Source organism: Microbacterium oxydans (assembly GCF_006540085.1).
GTDB lineage: Bacteria > Actinomycetota > Actinomycetes > Actinomycetales > Microbacteriaceae > Microbacterium > Microbacterium oxydans.
In genome coordinates, this window is the sequence record NZ_BJOG01000001.1 from 1,168,989 (window position 1) to 1,186,031 (window position 17,043).

20 protein-coding genes and 1 tRNA gene are annotated in these 17,043 nt (G+C 67.8%); 16 read left to right on the top strand and 5 right to left on the bottom strand.

What is annotated here, in order from left to right; all coding sequences use genetic code 11:
• Positions 1-19 precede the first annotated feature (19 nt).
• Positions 20-1,843 carry an HSP90 family protein gene (locus tag MOX01_RS05655; protein ID WP_170224128.1) on the bottom strand — a complete coding sequence of 608 codons (1,824 nt, stop codon included), beginning with the start codon at positions 1,841-1,843 and terminating at the stop codon, positions 20-22.
• A 195-nt stretch (positions 1,844-2,038) separates the two neighbouring features.
• Here MOX01_RS05655 and MOX01_RS05660 point away from each other — a divergent pair.
• The 9 genes from MOX01_RS05660 to MOX01_RS05700 all read left to right on the top strand — a co-directional run bounded on the left by MOX01_RS05660 (position 2,039) and on the right by MOX01_RS05700 (position 7,771).
• Positions 2,039-2,111 (top strand) — tRNA-Trp (locus MOX01_RS05660).
• Positions 2,112-2,151: 40 nt separating this feature from the next.
• On the top strand, positions 2,152-2,424 hold the full coding sequence (gene secE / locus MOX01_RS05665; RefSeq protein WP_017201518.1) for a preprotein translocase subunit SecE: 273 nt from the start codon (positions 2,152-2,154) through the stop codon (positions 2,422-2,424).
• Between the two features lie 42 nt (positions 2,425-2,466).
• On the top strand, positions 2,467-3,504 hold the full coding sequence (nusG, locus tag MOX01_RS05670) for a transcription termination/antitermination protein NusG (RefSeq protein WP_046747863.1): 1,038 nt from the start codon (positions 2,467-2,469) through the stop codon (positions 3,502-3,504).
• Positions 3,505-3,751: 247 nt separating this feature from the next.
• On the top strand, positions 3,752-4,183 hold the full coding sequence (gene rplK / locus MOX01_RS05675) for a 50S ribosomal protein L11 (protein ID WP_046747864.1): 432 nt from the start codon (positions 3,752-3,754) through the stop codon (positions 4,181-4,183).
• An 11-nt stretch (positions 4,184-4,194) separates the two neighbouring features.
• The gene (gene rplA / locus MOX01_RS05680) at positions 4,195-4,884 is read left to right on the top strand and encodes a 50S ribosomal protein L1 (RefSeq protein ID WP_046747865.1); all 690 of its coding nucleotides are present in this window, start codon (positions 4,195-4,197) and stop codon (positions 4,882-4,884) included.
• A gap of 172 nt (positions 4,885-5,056) precedes the next feature.
• Positions 5,057-5,878 (top strand): amino acid ABC transporter substrate-binding protein, encoded by an 822-nt coding sequence (locus MOX01_RS05685; RefSeq protein WP_061015299.1) that lies wholly within the window; start codon positions 5,057-5,059, stop codon positions 5,876-5,878.
• Between the two features lie 3 nt (positions 5,879-5,881).
• The gene (locus MOX01_RS05690; RefSeq protein ID WP_141368743.1) at positions 5,882-6,547 is read left to right on the top strand and encodes an amino acid ABC transporter permease; all 666 of its coding nucleotides are present in this window, start codon (positions 5,882-5,884) and stop codon (positions 6,545-6,547) included.
• Positions 6,534-7,337, top strand: a complete 804-nt coding sequence (locus MOX01_RS05695) for an amino acid ABC transporter ATP-binding protein (protein WP_141368745.1) — start codon at positions 6,534-6,536, stop codon at positions 7,335-7,337. Before MOX01_RS05690 ends, MOX01_RS05695 begins: the two co-directional genes overlap by 14 nt.
• Positions 7,338-7,414: 77 nt before the next feature.
• A complete protein-coding gene (locus MOX01_RS05700) occupies positions 7,415-7,771 on the top strand; it encodes an iron chaperone (protein ID WP_141368747.1) in 357 nt (118 codons plus the stop codon).
• Between the two features lie 4 nt (positions 7,772-7,775).
• On the opposite strand, the gene lysE is transcribed toward MOX01_RS05700, so the two are convergent.
• Complete coding sequence (gene lysE, locus MOX01_RS05705) at positions 7,776-8,438, bottom strand: L-lysine exporter (protein ID WP_141368749.1); 663 nt, start codon at positions 8,436-8,438, stop codon at positions 7,776-7,778.
• A gap of 70 nt (positions 8,439-8,508) precedes the next feature.
• Here lysE and MOX01_RS05710 point away from each other — a divergent pair, with 70 nt between their 5' ends.
• Positions 8,509-9,453 (top strand): LysR family transcriptional regulator ArgP, encoded by a 945-nt coding sequence (locus tag MOX01_RS05710; protein WP_058632135.1) that lies wholly within the window; start codon positions 8,509-8,511, stop codon positions 9,451-9,453.
• Here MOX01_RS05710 and MOX01_RS05715 read toward each other — a convergent pair.
• Both MOX01_RS05715 and MOX01_RS05720 read right to left on the bottom strand, forming a co-directional pair.
• Positions 9,392-9,907, bottom strand: a complete 516-nt coding sequence (locus tag MOX01_RS05715) for a MarR family winged helix-turn-helix transcriptional regulator (RefSeq protein ID WP_141368750.1) — start codon at positions 9,905-9,907, stop codon at positions 9,392-9,394. The genes MOX01_RS05710 and MOX01_RS05715 overlap by 62 nt on opposite strands.
• A complete protein-coding gene (locus MOX01_RS05720; RefSeq protein ID WP_230979363.1) occupies positions 9,894-11,585 on the bottom strand; it encodes an MDR family MFS transporter in 1,692 nt (563 codons plus the stop codon). Before MOX01_RS05720 ends, MOX01_RS05715 begins: the two co-directional genes overlap by 14 nt.
• Before the next feature lie 304 nt (positions 11,586-11,889).
• Here MOX01_RS05720 and MOX01_RS05725 point away from each other — a divergent pair, with 304 nt between their 5' ends.
• Genes MOX01_RS05725 through MOX01_RS05745 form a run of 5 tightly spaced genes read left to right on the top strand, consistent with a single transcriptional unit; the run spans position 11,890 to position 14,902 of the window.
• Positions 11,890-12,510, top strand: a complete 621-nt coding sequence (locus MOX01_RS05725) for a SipW-dependent-type signal peptide-containing protein (protein ID WP_046747874.1) — start codon at positions 11,890-11,892, stop codon at positions 12,508-12,510.
• A 7-nt stretch (positions 12,511-12,517) separates the two neighbouring features.
• Positions 12,518-13,135 (top strand): SipW-dependent-type signal peptide-containing protein, encoded by a 618-nt coding sequence (locus MOX01_RS05730; RefSeq protein WP_141368752.1) that lies wholly within the window; start codon positions 12,518-12,520, stop codon positions 13,133-13,135.
• Positions 13,136-13,162: 27 nt separating this feature from the next.
• Positions 13,163-13,777: a signal peptidase I gene (locus tag MOX01_RS05735; RefSeq protein ID WP_061015380.1), complete on the top strand. Its 615-nt coding sequence runs from the start codon at positions 13,163-13,165 to the stop codon at positions 13,775-13,777.
• Entirely contained in the window at positions 13,774-14,418 is a 645-nt protein-coding gene (locus tag MOX01_RS05740; protein WP_141368754.1) for an LPXTG cell wall anchor domain-containing protein, read from the top strand. The genes MOX01_RS05735 and MOX01_RS05740 overlap by 4 nt, the downstream gene beginning before the upstream one ends.
• Positions 14,405-14,902, top strand: a complete 498-nt coding sequence (locus MOX01_RS05745) for a hypothetical protein (protein ID WP_046747877.1) — start codon at positions 14,405-14,407, stop codon at positions 14,900-14,902. Before MOX01_RS05740 ends, MOX01_RS05745 begins: the two co-directional genes overlap by 14 nt.
• Before the next feature lie 94 nt (positions 14,903-14,996).
• Here MOX01_RS05745 and MOX01_RS05750 read toward each other — a convergent pair whose 3' ends face one another.
• On the bottom strand, positions 14,997-15,677 hold the full coding sequence (locus tag MOX01_RS05750; RefSeq protein ID WP_046747878.1) for a YqaJ viral recombinase family protein: 681 nt from the start codon (positions 15,675-15,677) through the stop codon (positions 14,997-14,999).
• Between the two features lie 315 nt (positions 15,678-15,992).
• Between MOX01_RS05750 and MOX01_RS05760 the strand changes: the two genes are divergently transcribed.
• A complete protein-coding gene (locus MOX01_RS05760; RefSeq protein WP_058633167.1) occupies positions 15,993-16,970 on the top strand; it encodes a type IV toxin-antitoxin system AbiEi family antitoxin in 978 nt (325 codons plus the stop codon).
• Positions 16,971-17,043 lie beyond the last annotated feature (73 nt).

Below are 17,043 nucleotides of genomic sequence, written 5' to 3' on the forward strand. Positions count from 1 at the left end.
ACAGAACCTTTCGGGAGGGTCAGCGGGCGTCGCCGAAGGGAAGGGTGTCTCCCTCCAGACCGGCCGAGAGCGAGACGAGGTCGGAGAGGGCGCTGGTCATCAGCGCCCGGTCGGCGTCGGCGAGCGGGTGATGCCCGGCCAGGAGAGCCTGGATGTAGAGCAGCTGCACGGTTCGGGCGAAGACCGCCTCATCCTGCACCCTCACCAGGGCGCGCACCACCCTGTTCGACCAGTTCAGGCACAGTCGGGCGCGCAGATCCTCCTCCCTGGCGGAGGACAGGGTCTGGTCGATGCGGTCGAGCACGCCACCCCAGAGCGATCCGGTGATGCCCTTGGTGCGGCCGCGGTCGATCGCCCTGAGCACCTCGGGGTCGGCCACGTAGAGGGCGGCGAGGTCGGGGCGATCGATGGATCGCACGACAACGGAGCAGTCGGACGCCGCGAGCACCGCACCGGCACGGGCTTCCAGGGCCACCGCGGAGTCGCGGTCGTCGAGGGGCGGCGGGTCGAGCCGGTCGAGTTCGCCCGTGACGTCCACCTGCTCGACGGTGACGTGGGGGTACAGGTCCGGCAGCATCCGGATGAGGTCGGAATCGTAGAGGTAGCCGCCGTTGACGAGCACCTCGTCTGCGGGAGAGATGCCTGCCACCTGCCGGAACTCGTCCACTGTCTGCGCGTACCTGATGTGCGGGTATCGCTCGACGAGGTCGCCGATGCGCATGGCGCCGTGCGTTGTCTCGACGGTCAGCCAGCGCGAGATGAAGTGGGAGAGCTCTTCGTCGTGGCGCACCAGCGACTTGAGCCCGACCTCGTGCACGGCGACGAACTGGGCGAGACGGTGCGGTTCGCGCAGCCCCAGCTCCAGCACCCAGCGGCGGATCCCGGCGCCCAGCTGCTCGCGCACGCGCTCGAGGGCGGCGTCCTCGACGAGCGATTCCCTGCTCGCGGTCGGGGCGAGTCCGGTGGAGTCGACCACGGCCCGCACGAAGAAGGCCCAGTCGGGGAGCACGTCGTCGACGCGTTCGGAGAGCAGCATCCGGCCGAGGTACATGCGGGTCGCCTGGCGTGCGCCGGGCGGCGGGGCGAACGGCAGCACGTAGGCGAGGCCCCGGGTGCCCGTCGCCGGCTCGCTGAGCTCGATGACGTCGAGCGGACTCGCACCGAGAAGGTCGCGACCGAAGTCGACGGCGGCCTCGGGGTGCTGTGCGGCGTGCAGGAACGGGGCGTCCCTGGTGATGTCGACATCGCCGGCCGCGGTGTCGATCGTGACGCGCACGGGGAGGAACTCGCCGAACGTCGTGGCCAGCTCGCGCACGGCTGCGGGACGCAGCAGCTCGTCGGCGTCGAACCGCGGGACGAGATGCACGCTGGTCCCGATCGGCAGCTCCTCGTCGATCTCCGTCACCTGGAACGTGCCGTCCGCGCTCCCCGTCCACTCGACCGAAGCGCCGCCGCGGGCGCTGCGGGAGCGGATGACGATCGTGTCGGCGACCATGAAGCAGCTCAGCAGACCGATGCCGAATTGGCCGAGATAGTCGCTGCGCGGGAGGTCGAAGATGTCGCGCTTGGAGCTGCGTCCGACGGTCGCCAGCAGGTCGGCGACCTCGGCGGACGTCAACCCCACCCCGTCGTCGCGCAGCACGAACTCGCCGTTCTCCGCGGTCAGCGGAGTGATCCGGATGCGCCCGCCGCCGCCGTCGACCTCCTGGCGGGCGGTGATCGCATCGCGGGCGTTCTGCAACAGCTCCCGCAGGTACACGCGAGGACTGGAGTAGATGTGCCGACTGAGCAGATCGACGACTCCGCGCAGATCCACCTGGAACTGCTGCACTTCAGCGCTCACCGGCGCTCCCTCCTCCTGCATACGCTCGCCGAGCCTAACAAGAACACGCCATCGCGATCCCGGTTCGGCGCCGCCGCATCGATGCCGTATGCTTGTGGGGCAGTTGTTCTCTGCATTCTTTCGCCGTGCCTGGGGTCTCCGGGTCGCAGTCGCGGTGGCAGGGTGGGGAGAGCACCCCGAGGCCTTCCGGTCTCTAGGGCGGTAGCTCAATTGGCAGAGCAGCGGTCTCCAAAACCGCAGGTTGCAGGTTCGATTCCTGTCCGCCCTGCGCGTCAGCGCAACGCTGACACACGAAAGGTACATTCAGGATGGATCAGGACGAACCGCGCGGCGAGGTCGTCGCGGCCGGCGCCACCCGCGAGAAGAAGGGCAACCCCTTCTCCCGGTTCTTCGGGAGCATCGCCCTGTTCATCCGCCAGGTCATCGCCGAGCTCCGCAAGGTCGTCACCCCGACTCGCAAGGAGCTGTTCAAGTTCACCGGGGTGGTGCTCGTCTTCGTGATCATCGTCATGGGCATCGTCTACGGCTTGGACACGCTGTTCGCGTTCGTGACGCACTGGGTGTTCGGAATCCCTGGCTGATGACCCCCGCGGCTCGCGCCGCAGCTATGGAGAAGAAGCAAAGTGTCTGAACGATATTCCGACGACGCCGACTGGGCGACCGCCGCCGAGCAGTCCAGCGAGGAAGACGAGGCCCAGGAGGGCAACGTGCTCGCTCAGGAAGAGCTCTCGGTCACCTCGGCTGAGCACGTCGCCGTCCACGTCGAAGACGAGGACGGCGAAGAGGATGACGTGGTTGACACCGACATCGACATCGACGACCCGGAGGCGGACGCCATCGTGAACGACGCTCTCAACCTGGACGAAGCGGCTGAGTCCGAGGCCGCCGCCGAGGTTCTCAACGAATCCGTGGCCGAAGAGGTCGCCGAGCAGGAGGCGGAGGCGGCCGACGAGGTCACCCCGTACGACGGCCCCGACGTGAACGGTGAAGACGACCGTCCAGCGGGCGAGGACGCCGAGTCCGAGGACGACGCGGAGGAGGACCCGTACGAGGCCTTCCGCATGGACCTCCGCATGCTCCCGGGCAAGTGGTACGTCATCCACTCCTACGCCGGTTTCGAGCGCAAGGTCAAGGCCAACATCGAGCAGCGCAAGTCGACGCTCGAGGTCGAGGACGAGATCTACCAGGTCGAGGTCCCGATGGAAGACGTGGTCGAGATCAAGAACGGCCAGCGCAAGATGGTCACCCGCGTGCGCATCCCCGGCTACGTGCTGGTGCGCATGGAGCTCACGGAGGACACCTGGTCCGTCGTCCGCCACACGCCCGGTGTGACCGGCTTCGTGGGCAACGCCCACAACCCGACGCCGCTGCGCTTCGAGGAGGCCTTCAACATGCTGAAGTCGCTCGTCGAGGTCAAGGACGTGCCGACCGCCAAGAACATCGCGTCGAAGGGCGGCGTCGCCGTCGCTCGTCCGCTGCCCGCAGAGGTCGACTTCGAGGTCGGCGAGACCATCACGATCAAGGAGGGCTCGTTCGCGGGTCTTCCCGGTTCGATCAGCGAGATCAAGCCCGAGAGCGGCAAGCTCACGGTGCTCGTCTCCCTCTTCGAGCGCGAGACCCCGGTCGAGCTGTCGTTCGACCAGGTCACCAAGATGATCTGACACCCGTCAGCGAGAACGGCCGTCCCATTCGGGGCGGCCGTTCTGCGTTGGTACATCCGACCGGGGCAGGGGGGATCCGGAGACGTCCGTCGCTGCGCTCCGGATCAGGTAGACTTGTGTGGTTTGTGCGACAGCCCGCATGGGTCTCTGAGCTTGTCGAAGGGCGCGCAGACGACCACGTTCCGGAAACGCCGGATCCGTGGGAGAAGCGGATGCTCCGGTATCCGATTCGATGAAAGGAAAGAGAATGGCACCGAAGAAGAAGGTGACCGGCCTGATCAAGCTTCAGATCAACGCCGGTGCAGCCAACCCGGCGCCGCCGATCGGCCCCGCGCTCGGTCAGCATGGCGTCAACATCATGGAGTTCTGCAAGGCGTACAACGCCGCGACCGAGTCGCAGCGCGGCAACGTCATCCCCGTCGAGATCACCGTCTACGAGGACCGCAGCTTCACCTTCGTCCTGAAGACCCCGCCCGCGGCGGAGCTCATCAAGAAGGCCGCAGGCGTCCCCAAGGGCTCTGCAACCCCGCACACCGTCAAGGTCGCGAAGATCACCAAGGACCAGGTCCGTCAGATCGCCGAGCAGAAGCAGGCCGACCTGAACGCGAACGACATCGAGGCCGCCTCGAAGATCATCGCCGGCACCGCCCGTTCCATGGGCATCACGGTCGAGGGCTGAGGAGAATAATCATGGCTACCAAGTCCAAGGCTTACAAGGCTGCCGCCGAGAAGATCGAGGCAGACCGTTTCTACACCCCGACCGAGGCCGTCGCCCTCGCGAAGGAGACCGGCTCGTCGAAGTTCGACTCGACCGTCGAGGTCGCGCTGAAGCTCGCCGTCGACCCCCGCAAGGCGGACCAGATGGTGCGCGGCACCGTCATCCTGCCCCACGGCACCGGTAAGACCGCCCGCGTCATCGTTTTCGCCACCGGCCCCGCAGCCGAGGCAGCGATCGCCGCAGGTGCAGATGAGGTCGGCGGCGCCGAGCTCATCCAGAAGGTCGCCGACGGTTGGACCAACTTCGACGCCGCCGTCTCCACCCCGGAGCTCATGGGCCAGGTCGGTCGTCTCGGAAAGGTGCTCGGACCCCGTGGTCTGATGCCGAACCCGAAGACCGGCACCGTGACCCCGAACCCGGCCAAGGCCGTCGAGGAGATCAAGGGCGGAAAGATCGAGTTCCGCGTCGACAAGCACGCCAACGTGCACTTCGTCGTCGGCAAGGCCTCCTTCACCGCCGAGCAGCTCGACGAGAACATCGGCGCAGCGCTCGAGGAGATCGTCCGCCTCAAGCCGTCGAGCTCGAAGGGCCGTTACATCCAGAAGGGTGCGGTGTCGACCACGTTCGGCCCCGGCATCCCGCTGGACGTCAACGCCATCTGAGTCTGACTCTCTGAAACGCCCCCGGGTCCGCCCGGGGGCGTTTCTGCGTCCCGTCGGAACCGCGAAACGCAACGTCATCGGATGCGGGGAACCGACATGCGCCACGTACTGTGGGGAAGTTCCCGTGACGGTCGCGTAAACTCGCACCGCGCTTCACACCCCAGGAGGGTTCATGTCCCGTCGTCTCATCGCCGTCACCGCACTCGTCGCCGCCGCCGCGGTCCTGACCGCCTGCAGCGGGTCCAGCACTCCCGCGAGCACCTCGGGCTCCGGTGAGAGCTCCGCGAGCTCGGAGTACGGCCTCGCGAAGGACGGCGTCCTCACCGTCGGCACGGAGGGCACGTATCGTCCCTTCAGCTTCCACGGCGACAACGGAGCGGGCGACCTGACCGGCTACGACGTGGAGATCATCGAGGCCGTCGCAGACAAGCTCGGCCTCGACGTGAAGTTCGAGGAGACCCAGTGGGATGCGATCTTCGCGGGTCTCGACGCCGGCCGATTCGACGTGATCGCCAACCAGGTCACGATCAACGACGAGCGTGAGGCCAAGTACCTCTTCAGCACCCCGTACACCGTCTCTCCGGGCGTGATCGTCGTGGCCGAGGACGACGACTCGATCTCGTCCTTCGCCGATCTCAAGGGCAAGACCACCGCGCAGTCCCTCACCAGCAACTGGAACGACCTCGCCACCGAGTCCGGCGCCAAGGTCGAGGGTGTCGAGGGGTGGGCCCAGGCGGTCGAGTTGCTCCGCCAGGGCCGCGTCGACGCGACCATCAACGACAAGCTCACCTTCCTCGACTACGAGACCACCAACAGCCCGACCGGACTGAAGATCGCGGCCGAGACCGATGAGGCGGGCAAGTCGGCGTTCGCGTTCACCAAGGACAAGGAAGCTCTCGTCACGGCCGTCGACGGAGCGCTCGACGAGCTCCGCGCTGACGGCACCCTGGCGGAGATCAGCAAGAAGTACTTCGGCGAAGACGTCTCCCAGTAATCGATGGAGAGTCCCTGGCAGCTGTTCCTCGACTCGCTCGGGCCGATCGCCTGGGCGGGTCTGACAGCGACGGTGCCGCTCGCGCTGGCGTCGTTCTCCCTGGGGCTGATCATCGCCATCGGCATCGCGCTGATGAGGATCTCCGTGAACCCGATCCTCTCGGGCGTCGCGCGGTTCTACATCTCGGTGATCCGCGGGACGCCGCTGCTGGTGCAGCTTTTCGTGATCTTCTACGGCATGCCGTCGATCGGGATCACGATCGACCCGTGGCCGAGCGCGATCATTGCGCTGTCACTCAACGTCGGCGGCTACGGCGCCGAGGTGGTGCGTGCGGCCATCCTCTCCGTCCCGCAGGGACAGTGGGAGGCGGCGTACACGGTGGGCATGAACCGCACGCGAACGCTCACGCGCATCATCCTGCCGCAGGCGGCACGGGTGTCGGTGCCGCCGCTGTCGAACACGTTCATCTCGCTCGTGAAGGACACCTCGCTGGCGTCGCTGATCCTCGTGACCGAGCTGTTCAAGGTGGCCCAGCAGATCGCCTCGACGACCTACGAGTTCATGGTGCTCTACCTCGCCGCGGCGCTGGTCTACTGGGTGTTCTGCCTGGTGCTGTCGTTCGGCCAGAGCGCTCTCGAGAGGAGGCTCGACAGCCGTGTCGCGCACTGACAACACCGCAGAGGCTCTGCTCACCGCCCGCGGCCTGCGCAAGAGCTTCGGCGACAACGAGGTGCTCCGGGGGATCGACCTGACCCTGCACCGCGGAGAGGTCGTCGTGCTCATCGGCCCCAGCGGTTCCGGCAAGACCACGGTGCTGCGCGCCCTCAACGGTCTCGAGACGCCTGACGCCGGCACGATCGTGGTCGATGGCGGGCCCGAGATCGACTTCGCCCCCGCGGTGAAGCCCTCGCCCCGGGTGCAGAAGCAGAAGCGGCTCGCCCTGCGCGACCGGTCGGCGATGGTGTTCCAGCACCACAACCTGTTCCCGCACCTCACTGTCCTCGAGAACGTCATCGAGGGTCCGTGGCGCGTGCAGGGTCGACCGAGAACCGAGGTCGTCGCCGAGGCGCTCGTCCTCCTCGATCGCGTGGGTCTGGCCGACAAGTCTGACGCCCGGCCGCATCAGCTCTCCGGAGGACAGCAGCAGCGCGTCGGGATCGTGCGGGCGCTCGCGCTCAAGCCCGACCTGCTGTTGTTCGACGAGCCGACGAGCGCGCTCGACCCCGAGTTGGTGGGGGAGGTGCTGCTCGTCATCAAGGAGCTGGCCGACGAGAACTGGACCATGGCCGTGGTCACGCACGAGCTCAGCTTCGCGCGGGAAGCCGCGGATCACGTGCTGTTCATGGACGGCGGCGTCGTCGTCGAACAGGGCCCACCTGCCCAGCTCTTCAGTGCACCCACGCACGAGCGCACGCAGCGGTTCCTCACCCGCATCATGCGTCCTCTCGACGGTGCCTGAACTCCACGGTGCCTGAGCAGAGGCGCTGAGCCCGCGCGACCCTCGCCTCTGAGGTGGATCGGTGAGAGGATGCCCTCGTGGGCACCATCGACGACTATCTCGCGGACCTCGAACCGGCCGATCGGGCCGCTGTCGATCGTGTCTACGCGGTCGCGCGCACGGAGGTGCCGGATGCGGAGCAGGGCAAGGGCTACGGGATGCCGGCGCTCGTGCACCACGGCAAGCCGCTGCTCTCCGTGATGCGGGCCAAGAAGCACATCGGCGTCTACCCGTTCAGTCCCGATGCTGTGGCGACCGTCGCCGACGCGCTCGGGAACCACCCCGGAGCCAGCGTCGACAAGGGCACCATCCGGTTCCAGCCAGAGCATCCGATCCCGACCGAAGTGCTGGAGACTCTCGTCCGCGCGCGTCTCGCTCAGATCGACGCCTCCTGATCCGTCACGCTCCCAGCACGGGGAGGACGAGACTGATCGCGATCGAGATCATGACGACGGCGATCACGGCGTCGAGGATGCGCCACGACCGTGGGGTGCGCAGCCATCGTCCGAGATAGCGCGCCCCGAAGCCCAACGCGGTGAACCACAGCAGGCTCGCGGCCATCGCCCCGACGGCGAAGAGCCAGCGCTGATCACCGTGGGTGGCCGCGATCGAACCGAGCATCAGCACCGTGTCGAGGTACACGTGCGGATTGAGCCAGGTGAGCGCGAGGGTGGTCAGGATGACCGGTGCCAGCCGCGTGCGGGTCATCGTGGGCGTCGTGCCTCCCGCGGTCGGGGCGCGGAGTGGCGCGGAGTCCGCCGCGTCGACGTCGAGCTCCTCGCCGCCCCGCCAGGCCCTCCGCGCGGCGAGTGCTCCGTAGGTGAGCAGGAACAGCGCGCCCGCCCATCGGGCGACCACGACCAGCCAGGGTGCTGCGGAGATCACGAAGCCGAGGCCGGCGACCCCCGCGGCGATCAGCGCTGCATCGGAGAGCGCGCAGATGATCACCACGGCCAGGACGTGCTCGCGACGGATTCCCTGACGCAGCACGAACACGTTCTGCGCGCCGATGGCGACGATGAGGGAGAGGCCGAGTCCGAGGCCGGCGAGAATCGTGAGCATGTGTCCAGCGTAGGAACGGACCCACATGAAGAGAAGCGAAGATTCCTACGGAACCATTAGCCTGGCTTATGTGCGTATCGACCCGGAACTCGCGAACACCCTCGCCGCGATCGTCGATGAGGGAACGCTGGACGCGGCTTCGAGGCGTCTGCAGATCACGCCGTCCGCGGTGAGCCAGCGTTTGAAGACCCTCGAGCAGCAGCTCGGCCGCATCCTGGTGGTGCGCACCAAGCCCGCACGCCTGACCGAGGCGGGGGAGGCCGTCGTCCGTCTGGCCAGACAGATCTCCCTGCTGGAGCATGACGCGCTCGCGGGGGTGGGCATCGACGACCCGGACGGCTCTCCACGCATCACGGTGCCTCTCGCGGTGAACGCCGACTCGATGGCGACGTGGTTCCTGGCCCCGATCGCGCGACTCTCCGCACGGCACGACATCGACTTCGACCTGCATCGCGACGATCAGAACTTCACGGCCCGCCTGCTCGAATCGGGCGCGGTGATGGCGGCCGTCACGAGCGAGGAGACCCCCGTCACCGGCTGCTCCGTGTCACCGCTCGGGGTGCTCGAGTATCGCGCGATGGCCGAGCGGGAGTTCGCCGCACGCTGGTTCCCCGACGGGGCGACCTCGTCGGCGCTGGCCGGAGCGCCGTTCGTCGACTTCGACCGCAGGGACACCCTGCAACATGAATGGCTCAGGGCGATGTCGGTCGAGCAGGCGGGCGTCCCGCGTCATTACGTTCCGGCGTCACACGACTACGCGCTGGCGGTCGCTCTGGGGCTCGGGTGGGGCATGGTGCCGGTGCTGCAGGATTCGGGTGGACTCGTGCCCCTGGGCGGCCCCGTGCTTCGGGTGCAGCTCTACTGGCAGCAGTGGAACCTGCGATCGGAGATGCTCGACACGATCGCCGCTGAGGTCGCGGACGAGGCTCGACGGGTGCTCGGGGCTCCTTCGCTCAGTCGGCCGCGCTCGTCCGCGGCGTCACCCCGGCCCCGAGGGCGTGCAGCAGCCGGGTGAGGTTCCCGATGTCCGCGAGGCTCCACTCCTGGAGCGTGCGCAGCAGCATGCCCTCCTGCGGAAGTCGGGCTGCGGACAGCCTCTCCGTGCCGAGCGGCGTGAGCTCGAGCAGGGAGGAGCGTCCGTCGGCGGGGTCGGCCGTGCGTTCGATGAGACCGAGGTCCTCCAGCTCACGCACCGTCCGACTCACCTGCCCCTTGTCCATGAGCATCCGCTCGGACAGTGCGGACACGGTGACCTGTTCGCACCGTGCGATCGTGGTGAAGATCTTGTAGGCGCCTGGCAGCAGCCCAGGACTCACACGGTTCGCGTTCTCGGTGATCACGCGGCGGAAGTGCGTGATCAGCTCACCGAACTCCGCCTCGAGGTCGCGGACCGCTTCGGCCCGCGCCTCCGGGGTGTCGGCGTCGTCCGCGGTGTGGGCGGTGCCGGGGGTGTCGTCAGCGTCGGACATCGGACGAGGCGTCTCCATGGTCGTCGGCGCGATGGATGACGCCCACCGCGCCGGTCGTCGGAGCGCCGGAGAGTGCCTCCGCGTCGGCGATCGCGACGTCGGATGCCTCTGCCGCACGGCCGTCGTCCTCCTTCGCGGCATCCGCGTGGGCGCGCTCGGTCGTCGTCATCGTGGTCAGCGGGCGGTTCGGCAGGAACAGGATCGCCACAAGGCTGATCACGGCGAGCGGGATGCCGATCAGGAACGCGTGCGAGATCGCCTGGGCGTAGAAATCCTCGATGATCGAGCGCACCGGTTCGGGGAGCAGGCGCACCTCCGGCAGTGTTCCGCTGGACAGCTGGGCTGCGACCTCCGCACCCTTGTCACCCAGTTGAGCGATCGCTGCTCCGATGCGCTCCTTGCCGTCGCTGAACAGACCGGTGAGGCTGTTCGCGAGCACGGCACCCATCACCGAGACGCCGATCGTGCCGCCGAGGCTGCGGAAGAAGGTCACACCGGAGCTCGCGACGCCCATCTCGCTGGGCTTGGCGACGTTCTGCACGATGAGCACGAGGTTCTGCATCGTCATGCCGACGCCGGCGCCCATCACGAACATGTAGATCGAGACGAGGACGAAGTTCGTGTCGTAGTGCAGGGTCGACAGCATCACCGATCCGGCGATCAGCAGCACGGAGCCCAGGATCAGGTAGCCCTTCCACCTGCCGAACCGCGTGACGAGCTGGCCGATGACCATCGAGGCGATCAGGAGCCCTGCCATCATCGGGAGGGTCATGAGCCCGGCCTCGGTCGGCGTGGCGCCGCGGGACAGCTGCATGTACTGCGCGAGGTACACCGAGGTGCCGAACATCGCGACGCCGATCGAGATCGACGCGAGCACCGAGAGGGTGAAGGTGCGACCGCGGAAGAGCGTGAGCGGGATCAGGGGCTCTCGCACCCGGAGTTCCACGATGATGAAGGCGATGGCCGAGACGATCGCTCCGCCGACCATGAGCACGGTCTCCGTGCTCCACCAGTCGAAGGTCGATCCCGCGTTGGTGATCCAGATGAGGATCAGTGAGACGGCCGCGGAGAGCAGCACGATGCCGACGTAGTCGATCGAGACCTTGCGGGTGCGTTCGGTGCTGATATGGAGCGTCTTCTGCAGGATGATGAGGGCGGCCACCGCGAAAGGCAGGGCGACGAAGAAGTTCCATCGCCAGTTCGCGACATCGGTGATCCATCCGCCGAGCAGCGGGCCGCCCACCGTCGCGACGGCCATCACGGCGCCGAACAGGCCCATGTACCGGCCGCGCTCGCGGGGGCTGATGATGTCGGCCATGATCACCTGGCTGAGGGCCGCGAGTCCGCCGCCGCCGATGCCCTGGATGGCACGGAACGCGATGAGCGTGTTGGTGTCCTGCGCGAAGCCGGCGGCAGCCGTCGCGCCGACGAAGACGACGATGGCGATCTGGATCAGCAGCTTGCGGTTGAAGAGATCCGCGAGCTTGCCCCAGATGGGCGTCGAGATGGCGGTGGTGAGCAGCGTCGCGGTGATGACCCATGTGTAGGCGGCCTGGTCGCCGCCGAGGTCGTGCACGATGACCGGCATGGAGGTGGAGACCACCGTGGTGGCGATCATCGAGACGAACATGCCGAGCAGGAGGCCGGTGAGGGCTTCGAGCACCTGGCGATGCGTCATCTTGACAGGAGAATCCGGGGTCATGCCTGACCTTTCGCAGAGAGAAGGAGGGGATGCTGCGACCGCTCTGGCGCGCGCGAGATGGTTGAACTGCGTCAACTATACGCTGGTCGTTGATATAGATCAACGATTAGCGGAGGTCTCTCCACTCTGCGCGGGATGAGCGAATCTCCTGCGCGAAATCGCCTTGTTCTGCGGATGGGGCGGGGAGAGGATGGCGCAAACGCGCGGATGCGGGGTCGTTGAGGGGGACCGGAACAGAGGCATTCACGCGGTTCTCGAAGTTCCTGGAGGGGGAAACGACATGGCAACCAAGGCAACCCAGCGCAAGGTCCTCGCGGTACTGGCGGGAGGGCTCGTGCTCGGCATCGGCACAGCGGTGACGCTCGCGGTGTGGAACGACTCCGAGTTCGCGAACGGCACGTTCACCGCCGGCGCCTTCAACCTCCAAGGATCGACGGACGGCACCACATATGCCGACCACAACTCCGCAGGCAGTGCAGCCACGCTCGCGTTCACGCTCCCCGCCGGGCTGGTGGGGAACATGTCTCCGACGAGCTCGGTGTACGCCGGATTCTGGGTGCGTCTGGCCGGCGGGACGACGACGGCAGCCAATCTCGTCGCCGACGGCACGACCGCCGACCCCGCAGCGAGCTCCAACACCGGACACCTGTCCTATTCGATCTATCAGCTCGCACCCGGCGCGACCTGCAACGCGGCGAGTGCCACCGGAACGCCGATCGCGACCGGAGCGACGCTCGACGTGCAGACCGGTGCGACGCAGGTGCCGCTGGCCGTCGGCAGCCCCACGACAGCTCCCGGTACGGCCGTGCAACTCTGCTTCAAAGTGACGGCGGATGCGTCGCTGACGCCGAGCCTGGTGACCAACGCCACCTGGAAGTTCACGGCCACGTCGACGAGCTGAGTACGTGATGGTCACCCGCAGAGATGTGCGGGAGGGGCGGAGACTTCGATCGCGTCGACTGCGAGCCGTTCTCGCGGGAGGGCTCGTGCTCGGCATCGGCGCCGCCGCCACACTCGCCGCCTGGAACGACTCCGAGTACGGAACCGCGAACTTCACCGCGGGCCGGTTCGACATCGTCGGAGCCGTCGATGGAGCCACGTTCTCGAGCCACGCGACCACCGGCGCGGCCGCGACCCTGAACTTCCAGCTCGCTCCGACCGCCATGGCGCCGGGCAACTACACCTATGCGTTGTTCAGCGTCAAGACAGCGAACCCGTCAGTTGCAGGAACCCTGCAGCTGTCGGCGGGGACTCCGGGGGGAACGGGACTCGCCGCCTATCTCACCTACGGAGTGCGAACGATCGCCGGTACCACCTGCAACGCGACCACGTACGCGGCCGGGACCGCGGTCGTGGCTGACGGATCGGCACTCACCGCTGGCGGATCCGCGACGCAGGTCGTCACCGCGAACGGCTCCGCACAAGTGAACTACTGCTTCGCCGTCACGCTCCCGCTCACCGCTGCGAACGCGGCGCAGGGCCTGACGATGACGCAGACCTGGCAGTTCCTCGGGACGTCGTCGTAGCAGCGATGCCAGGGAGAGGACGAGCACATGACGACCCCCACACGGCGGAGCCTGAGGGAGGACAAGACGTCCCTCGCCGCGGTCGAACCCCACGCGACCGCGGCGAGGGTACATTCCCGGATACGACCGGGGCGCGTGATCGGCGACGTGCTGCTCTGGGCGGCTGCGATCGCCGGCGCCGTCTGCATCCTGCTCGTCGTGCTCGCCTTCACGGCGCAGATCACGCTCATCATGTTCCGCACCGGCTCCATGTCGCCCACGATCCCCGCCGGTTCCGTCGCGGTGGTGCAGCGCGTGCCCGCGAGCGAGGTGGTCGTCGGTGATGTGGTCACGGTCGACCGCGAGGGGGAGCTCCCCGTCACCCACCGCGTCACCTCCGTCGTCGCGGGTGCGAGTGCGCCGGAGCGGGTGATCACGATGCGAGGGGATGCGAACGCGGCGGAGGATCCCTTCCCATACACGGTCTCCTCGGTCAGGAAGGTGGTCTTCGCGGTTCCGGGGGTCGCGTCGATCATCGCCGGGATGGGCAATCCGATGGTGCTGGGAGTCCTGACCGTCGCGGCGACGTCGCTCGTCGTGTGGGCCTTCTGGCCGCGCGAGCAGCGCCGAGCCGCTCGCGATCCCGACGGGAACGGCCCATGAGGCGCGCGCTCGCCGCGGTCCTGCTCGCGGTCGCCGTGATCGTGACGCCGGGCGCGGCCTGGGCGGCGCCCACGACACAGGTCATCCAGGGATCCGTTCTCCGACTGGTCTCCGTCGCGGACTGGGCAGCGGCAGGCAGCCTGTTGCCGGGGCAGCCGGTGCAGTGGGACATCGAGGTGAGTGCTGACGCGCCGGATCCGGGAGTCATCAGGATCGCGGTGAGCGCGACAGGTGAAGCACACCTGCTCCTGGACATCTCGACGTGCGCGGAGGCATGGACGGAGAGCGGATGCCCGGTGGGCGCGACGGCCCTGCGCACGCGGTGGGACATCCCGCGCGACGGCGTCGAGGTTCCGCTTCTGCAGGTCGCCGACACCGAGACGACACACCTCCGCCTCGCCATCGTCCTCGATCCCGCGGGCGGTTCGGGCGCCGGCAGCACCGATGTCCGCGTGCATGCGCAGGGCGCGGGGGAGACGGTGGTCGCGGGGTCCGACGGTGCCCTGGCGACGACGGGACTTCCCTCCGCGGCGCCGTGGATCGTCGGAGCCGGCGCCGGCCTCATCGGGTCGGGTGCCGTGCTGGTGCTCCGCCGTCGACGCGCTGCTTCGGGAGAGGGGGTGCGAGATGAGGCCTCGTGAGCGTGCACGGATCCTCGCCGGAGTCGTCGGCCTCGCGGTGCTCCTCGGCGTCGCCTCGTCTCCGTCGGTGCAGATGACCGATGCCGCCTTCACCGACAGCGAGTACGCGACGCGATCGTTCACGGCATCGACGTTGGCGACTCCGGTGGTGACCTCGTGCACGGTCACGAGTTTTCTCGGCACGTTCACCGGCTTCACGATCACCTGGACCTCGCCGTACCTGACGGTGCAGCAGCGGCTGTCGATCAACAACGTCGTCGTCGACAACAGCAACGTCACGCAGAGCGGCTCCGGCCCGTACACCTACTCGTCGACGATCAGCTCCGGGCTTCTGAACACGCTCCTCGGAAGCCTGCTGGGGTCGACGAACACCGTCAAGGTCGAGAGCATCTACGCGGGAACGTCGTGGGTGTCACCGGCGGCGACGCGCACACTGTCGGTCGGCGGTCTGCTGGGCCTCGGTGGCAACAACACCTGCACCTGAGGACGGCGGACGCAGGGTGAGAGTCAGTCGTGCCGGGTCAGTCGTGCCGGTCGGTGAACTCGTCGGTCGGCGAACTCGTCAGTCGGTGAACTCGTCAGTCGGCGAGGGCCAGAGCACGGAAGGCGTCGCGCTCTCGAAGCTGCTCTCGGCGGCTGGCGGCGGCGTCCACGATCCGGTTCGGAACCTGCTGGCCTGTGGTGCGGCGGTAGAGCTCATCGATGAGGTCGGTGGCGAGTCCGACGAGCTTGGCGATCTCGCGGTCGTCGCGGTCGATCCACACACAGCGCGGCTCGTCGTGGATCGGCGCGAAGTCGACGTGCTCCTCCCACACGAACAGCGTGCGCTCGGCGCCGAGGACGTGCTGCTGCCACCAGATCTGACGGAGGTAGGTGCGCGGGATGCCGCGGAAAGGCTTGTTCGTGGTCTTGATCTCGGCGAGCTTCACGCGCCCGTCCGCGTCGACCGCGATGCCGTCGGGTGTGGCGAGATGACGATGCTCGACTTCGGCGCGGAACAGCGCGGACGAGGGGAGGATGCCGTGGGTGGCCGCCACCCAGGCCGCGATCTCGGGTTCGCGTCGGCGGCCGTGATCCGTGTACGCGTTGCCGCCGAAGCGGGGTCCGCCACCGAGTTTCGAGTCCGCCGCCCTGGCGATCGACTTCTCGGAGGTGAGTCCGGCCACGTCGGTCGCCGTGATGCCCCGGGATCGAGCTCTCAACCAGGCCACGCGGTCACGGGAATCCGCGACGATGCGTGCAGAGAGTTCCGGGGTCACCCTTCGACCCTAACCCCGCCCGCCGACCCTCCCCGCCCTCACACGCCGCCCCCGCCCCCTCCCTCCCGCCCCCGCCCCCGCCCCCGCCCCGCCCCGCCCGCGTCGAGACCCAAGGCTGTCGCCGAAACCCACGCCCGCAGTCGCTCGGGGGCATGGGTCTCGACGATAGGCATGGGTCCGGGGACTGTCAGGTAGGCAGGTGCACCGCCGACTGTTGTTCTGCACAGAGTGGATGTGAAGCGAGTTGTCCGCACTTCCGGCAAGCGCTGGTCATCGCAGTGTGGATGGGCTGCGGGAAGGGTGAGGATCGAGTGCATGCGCAGGACCATCACCATCGAGGAAGCGCGCCGGCTCCTTCTCGCCAGAAGTGATGTGCTCGCTCGAGGGGTGACGGAGCGCGAGCTCCGGGCCATGGTCGACGACGGCTCGATCGTGCGAGTGCGTCGCGGCTGGTACGCGGATTCAGTGGAGTGGGAGCAGCTCTGGGACGAGAGTCGTCATCTGTTGAAGGTGCTCGCCGTGCACCGGGAATCCGCCGGTGGCCGTGCCACATTCTGCTTCGCTTCGGCGGCCGTCATCCACGGGCTTCCGCTCTATCGGACCTCGCCGACCCACGTTCACGCTGTTCTCGGTCCGACGAGTCGCAGCAGAGTGAAGTGGGGTGTCGCGAGGCACGATCTCACTCTTCGCGATAGCGACCTCGTGGAAGTCGAAGGCATCAGATGCACCTCGCTCGAGAGGACCGTGCTCGATCTGGCATGCCGGCTCACGCCCGAAGCGGCGATCGCCGTCGCTGACGCGGCGCTACGGCGCATGGCGGTCCGGCGACACGACCAGGACCATGCGGCTGCCGCAGAGTGGCGGAGTGAACTCGGGAGGCGGGCGCAAACCCTCTCGAACCGTGGCATCCGTCAGGCCCGAGAGGTGATCGCGTTCTCAGATGGCCGCGCTCAGCTGCCCGGAGAGAGCGTGAGTCGTCTGCACCTTCACCGTCTCGGGTTCACCGAGGTCGATCTGCAGTCGCGCGTCACCGGACCGCACGGCGAGGAGTACTCGCTCGACTTCGCCTTTCGGGGAGCGCGGACGTTCGGCGAGTTCGACGGGCGAGGAAAGTACCTCGATCCGACGTTGCGCACAGGGATGTCGGCGGAGGCCGTGGTGCTCGCGGAGAAGCGTCGGGAGGATGCGATCCGCGGAGTCACAGGGTGGCGGATCGTCCGCTGGGGATCCGAGGACATCGTCACGTCGGATGCTCTCGGTGCGCGGCTCCGTGCGTTCGGCCTCCACCCCTGACGCGCGCTGCACCCATGCTCGCCGAGCCCCCTGGTGTCATCGAGACCCACGCTCATCGCCCAGACCCATGTTC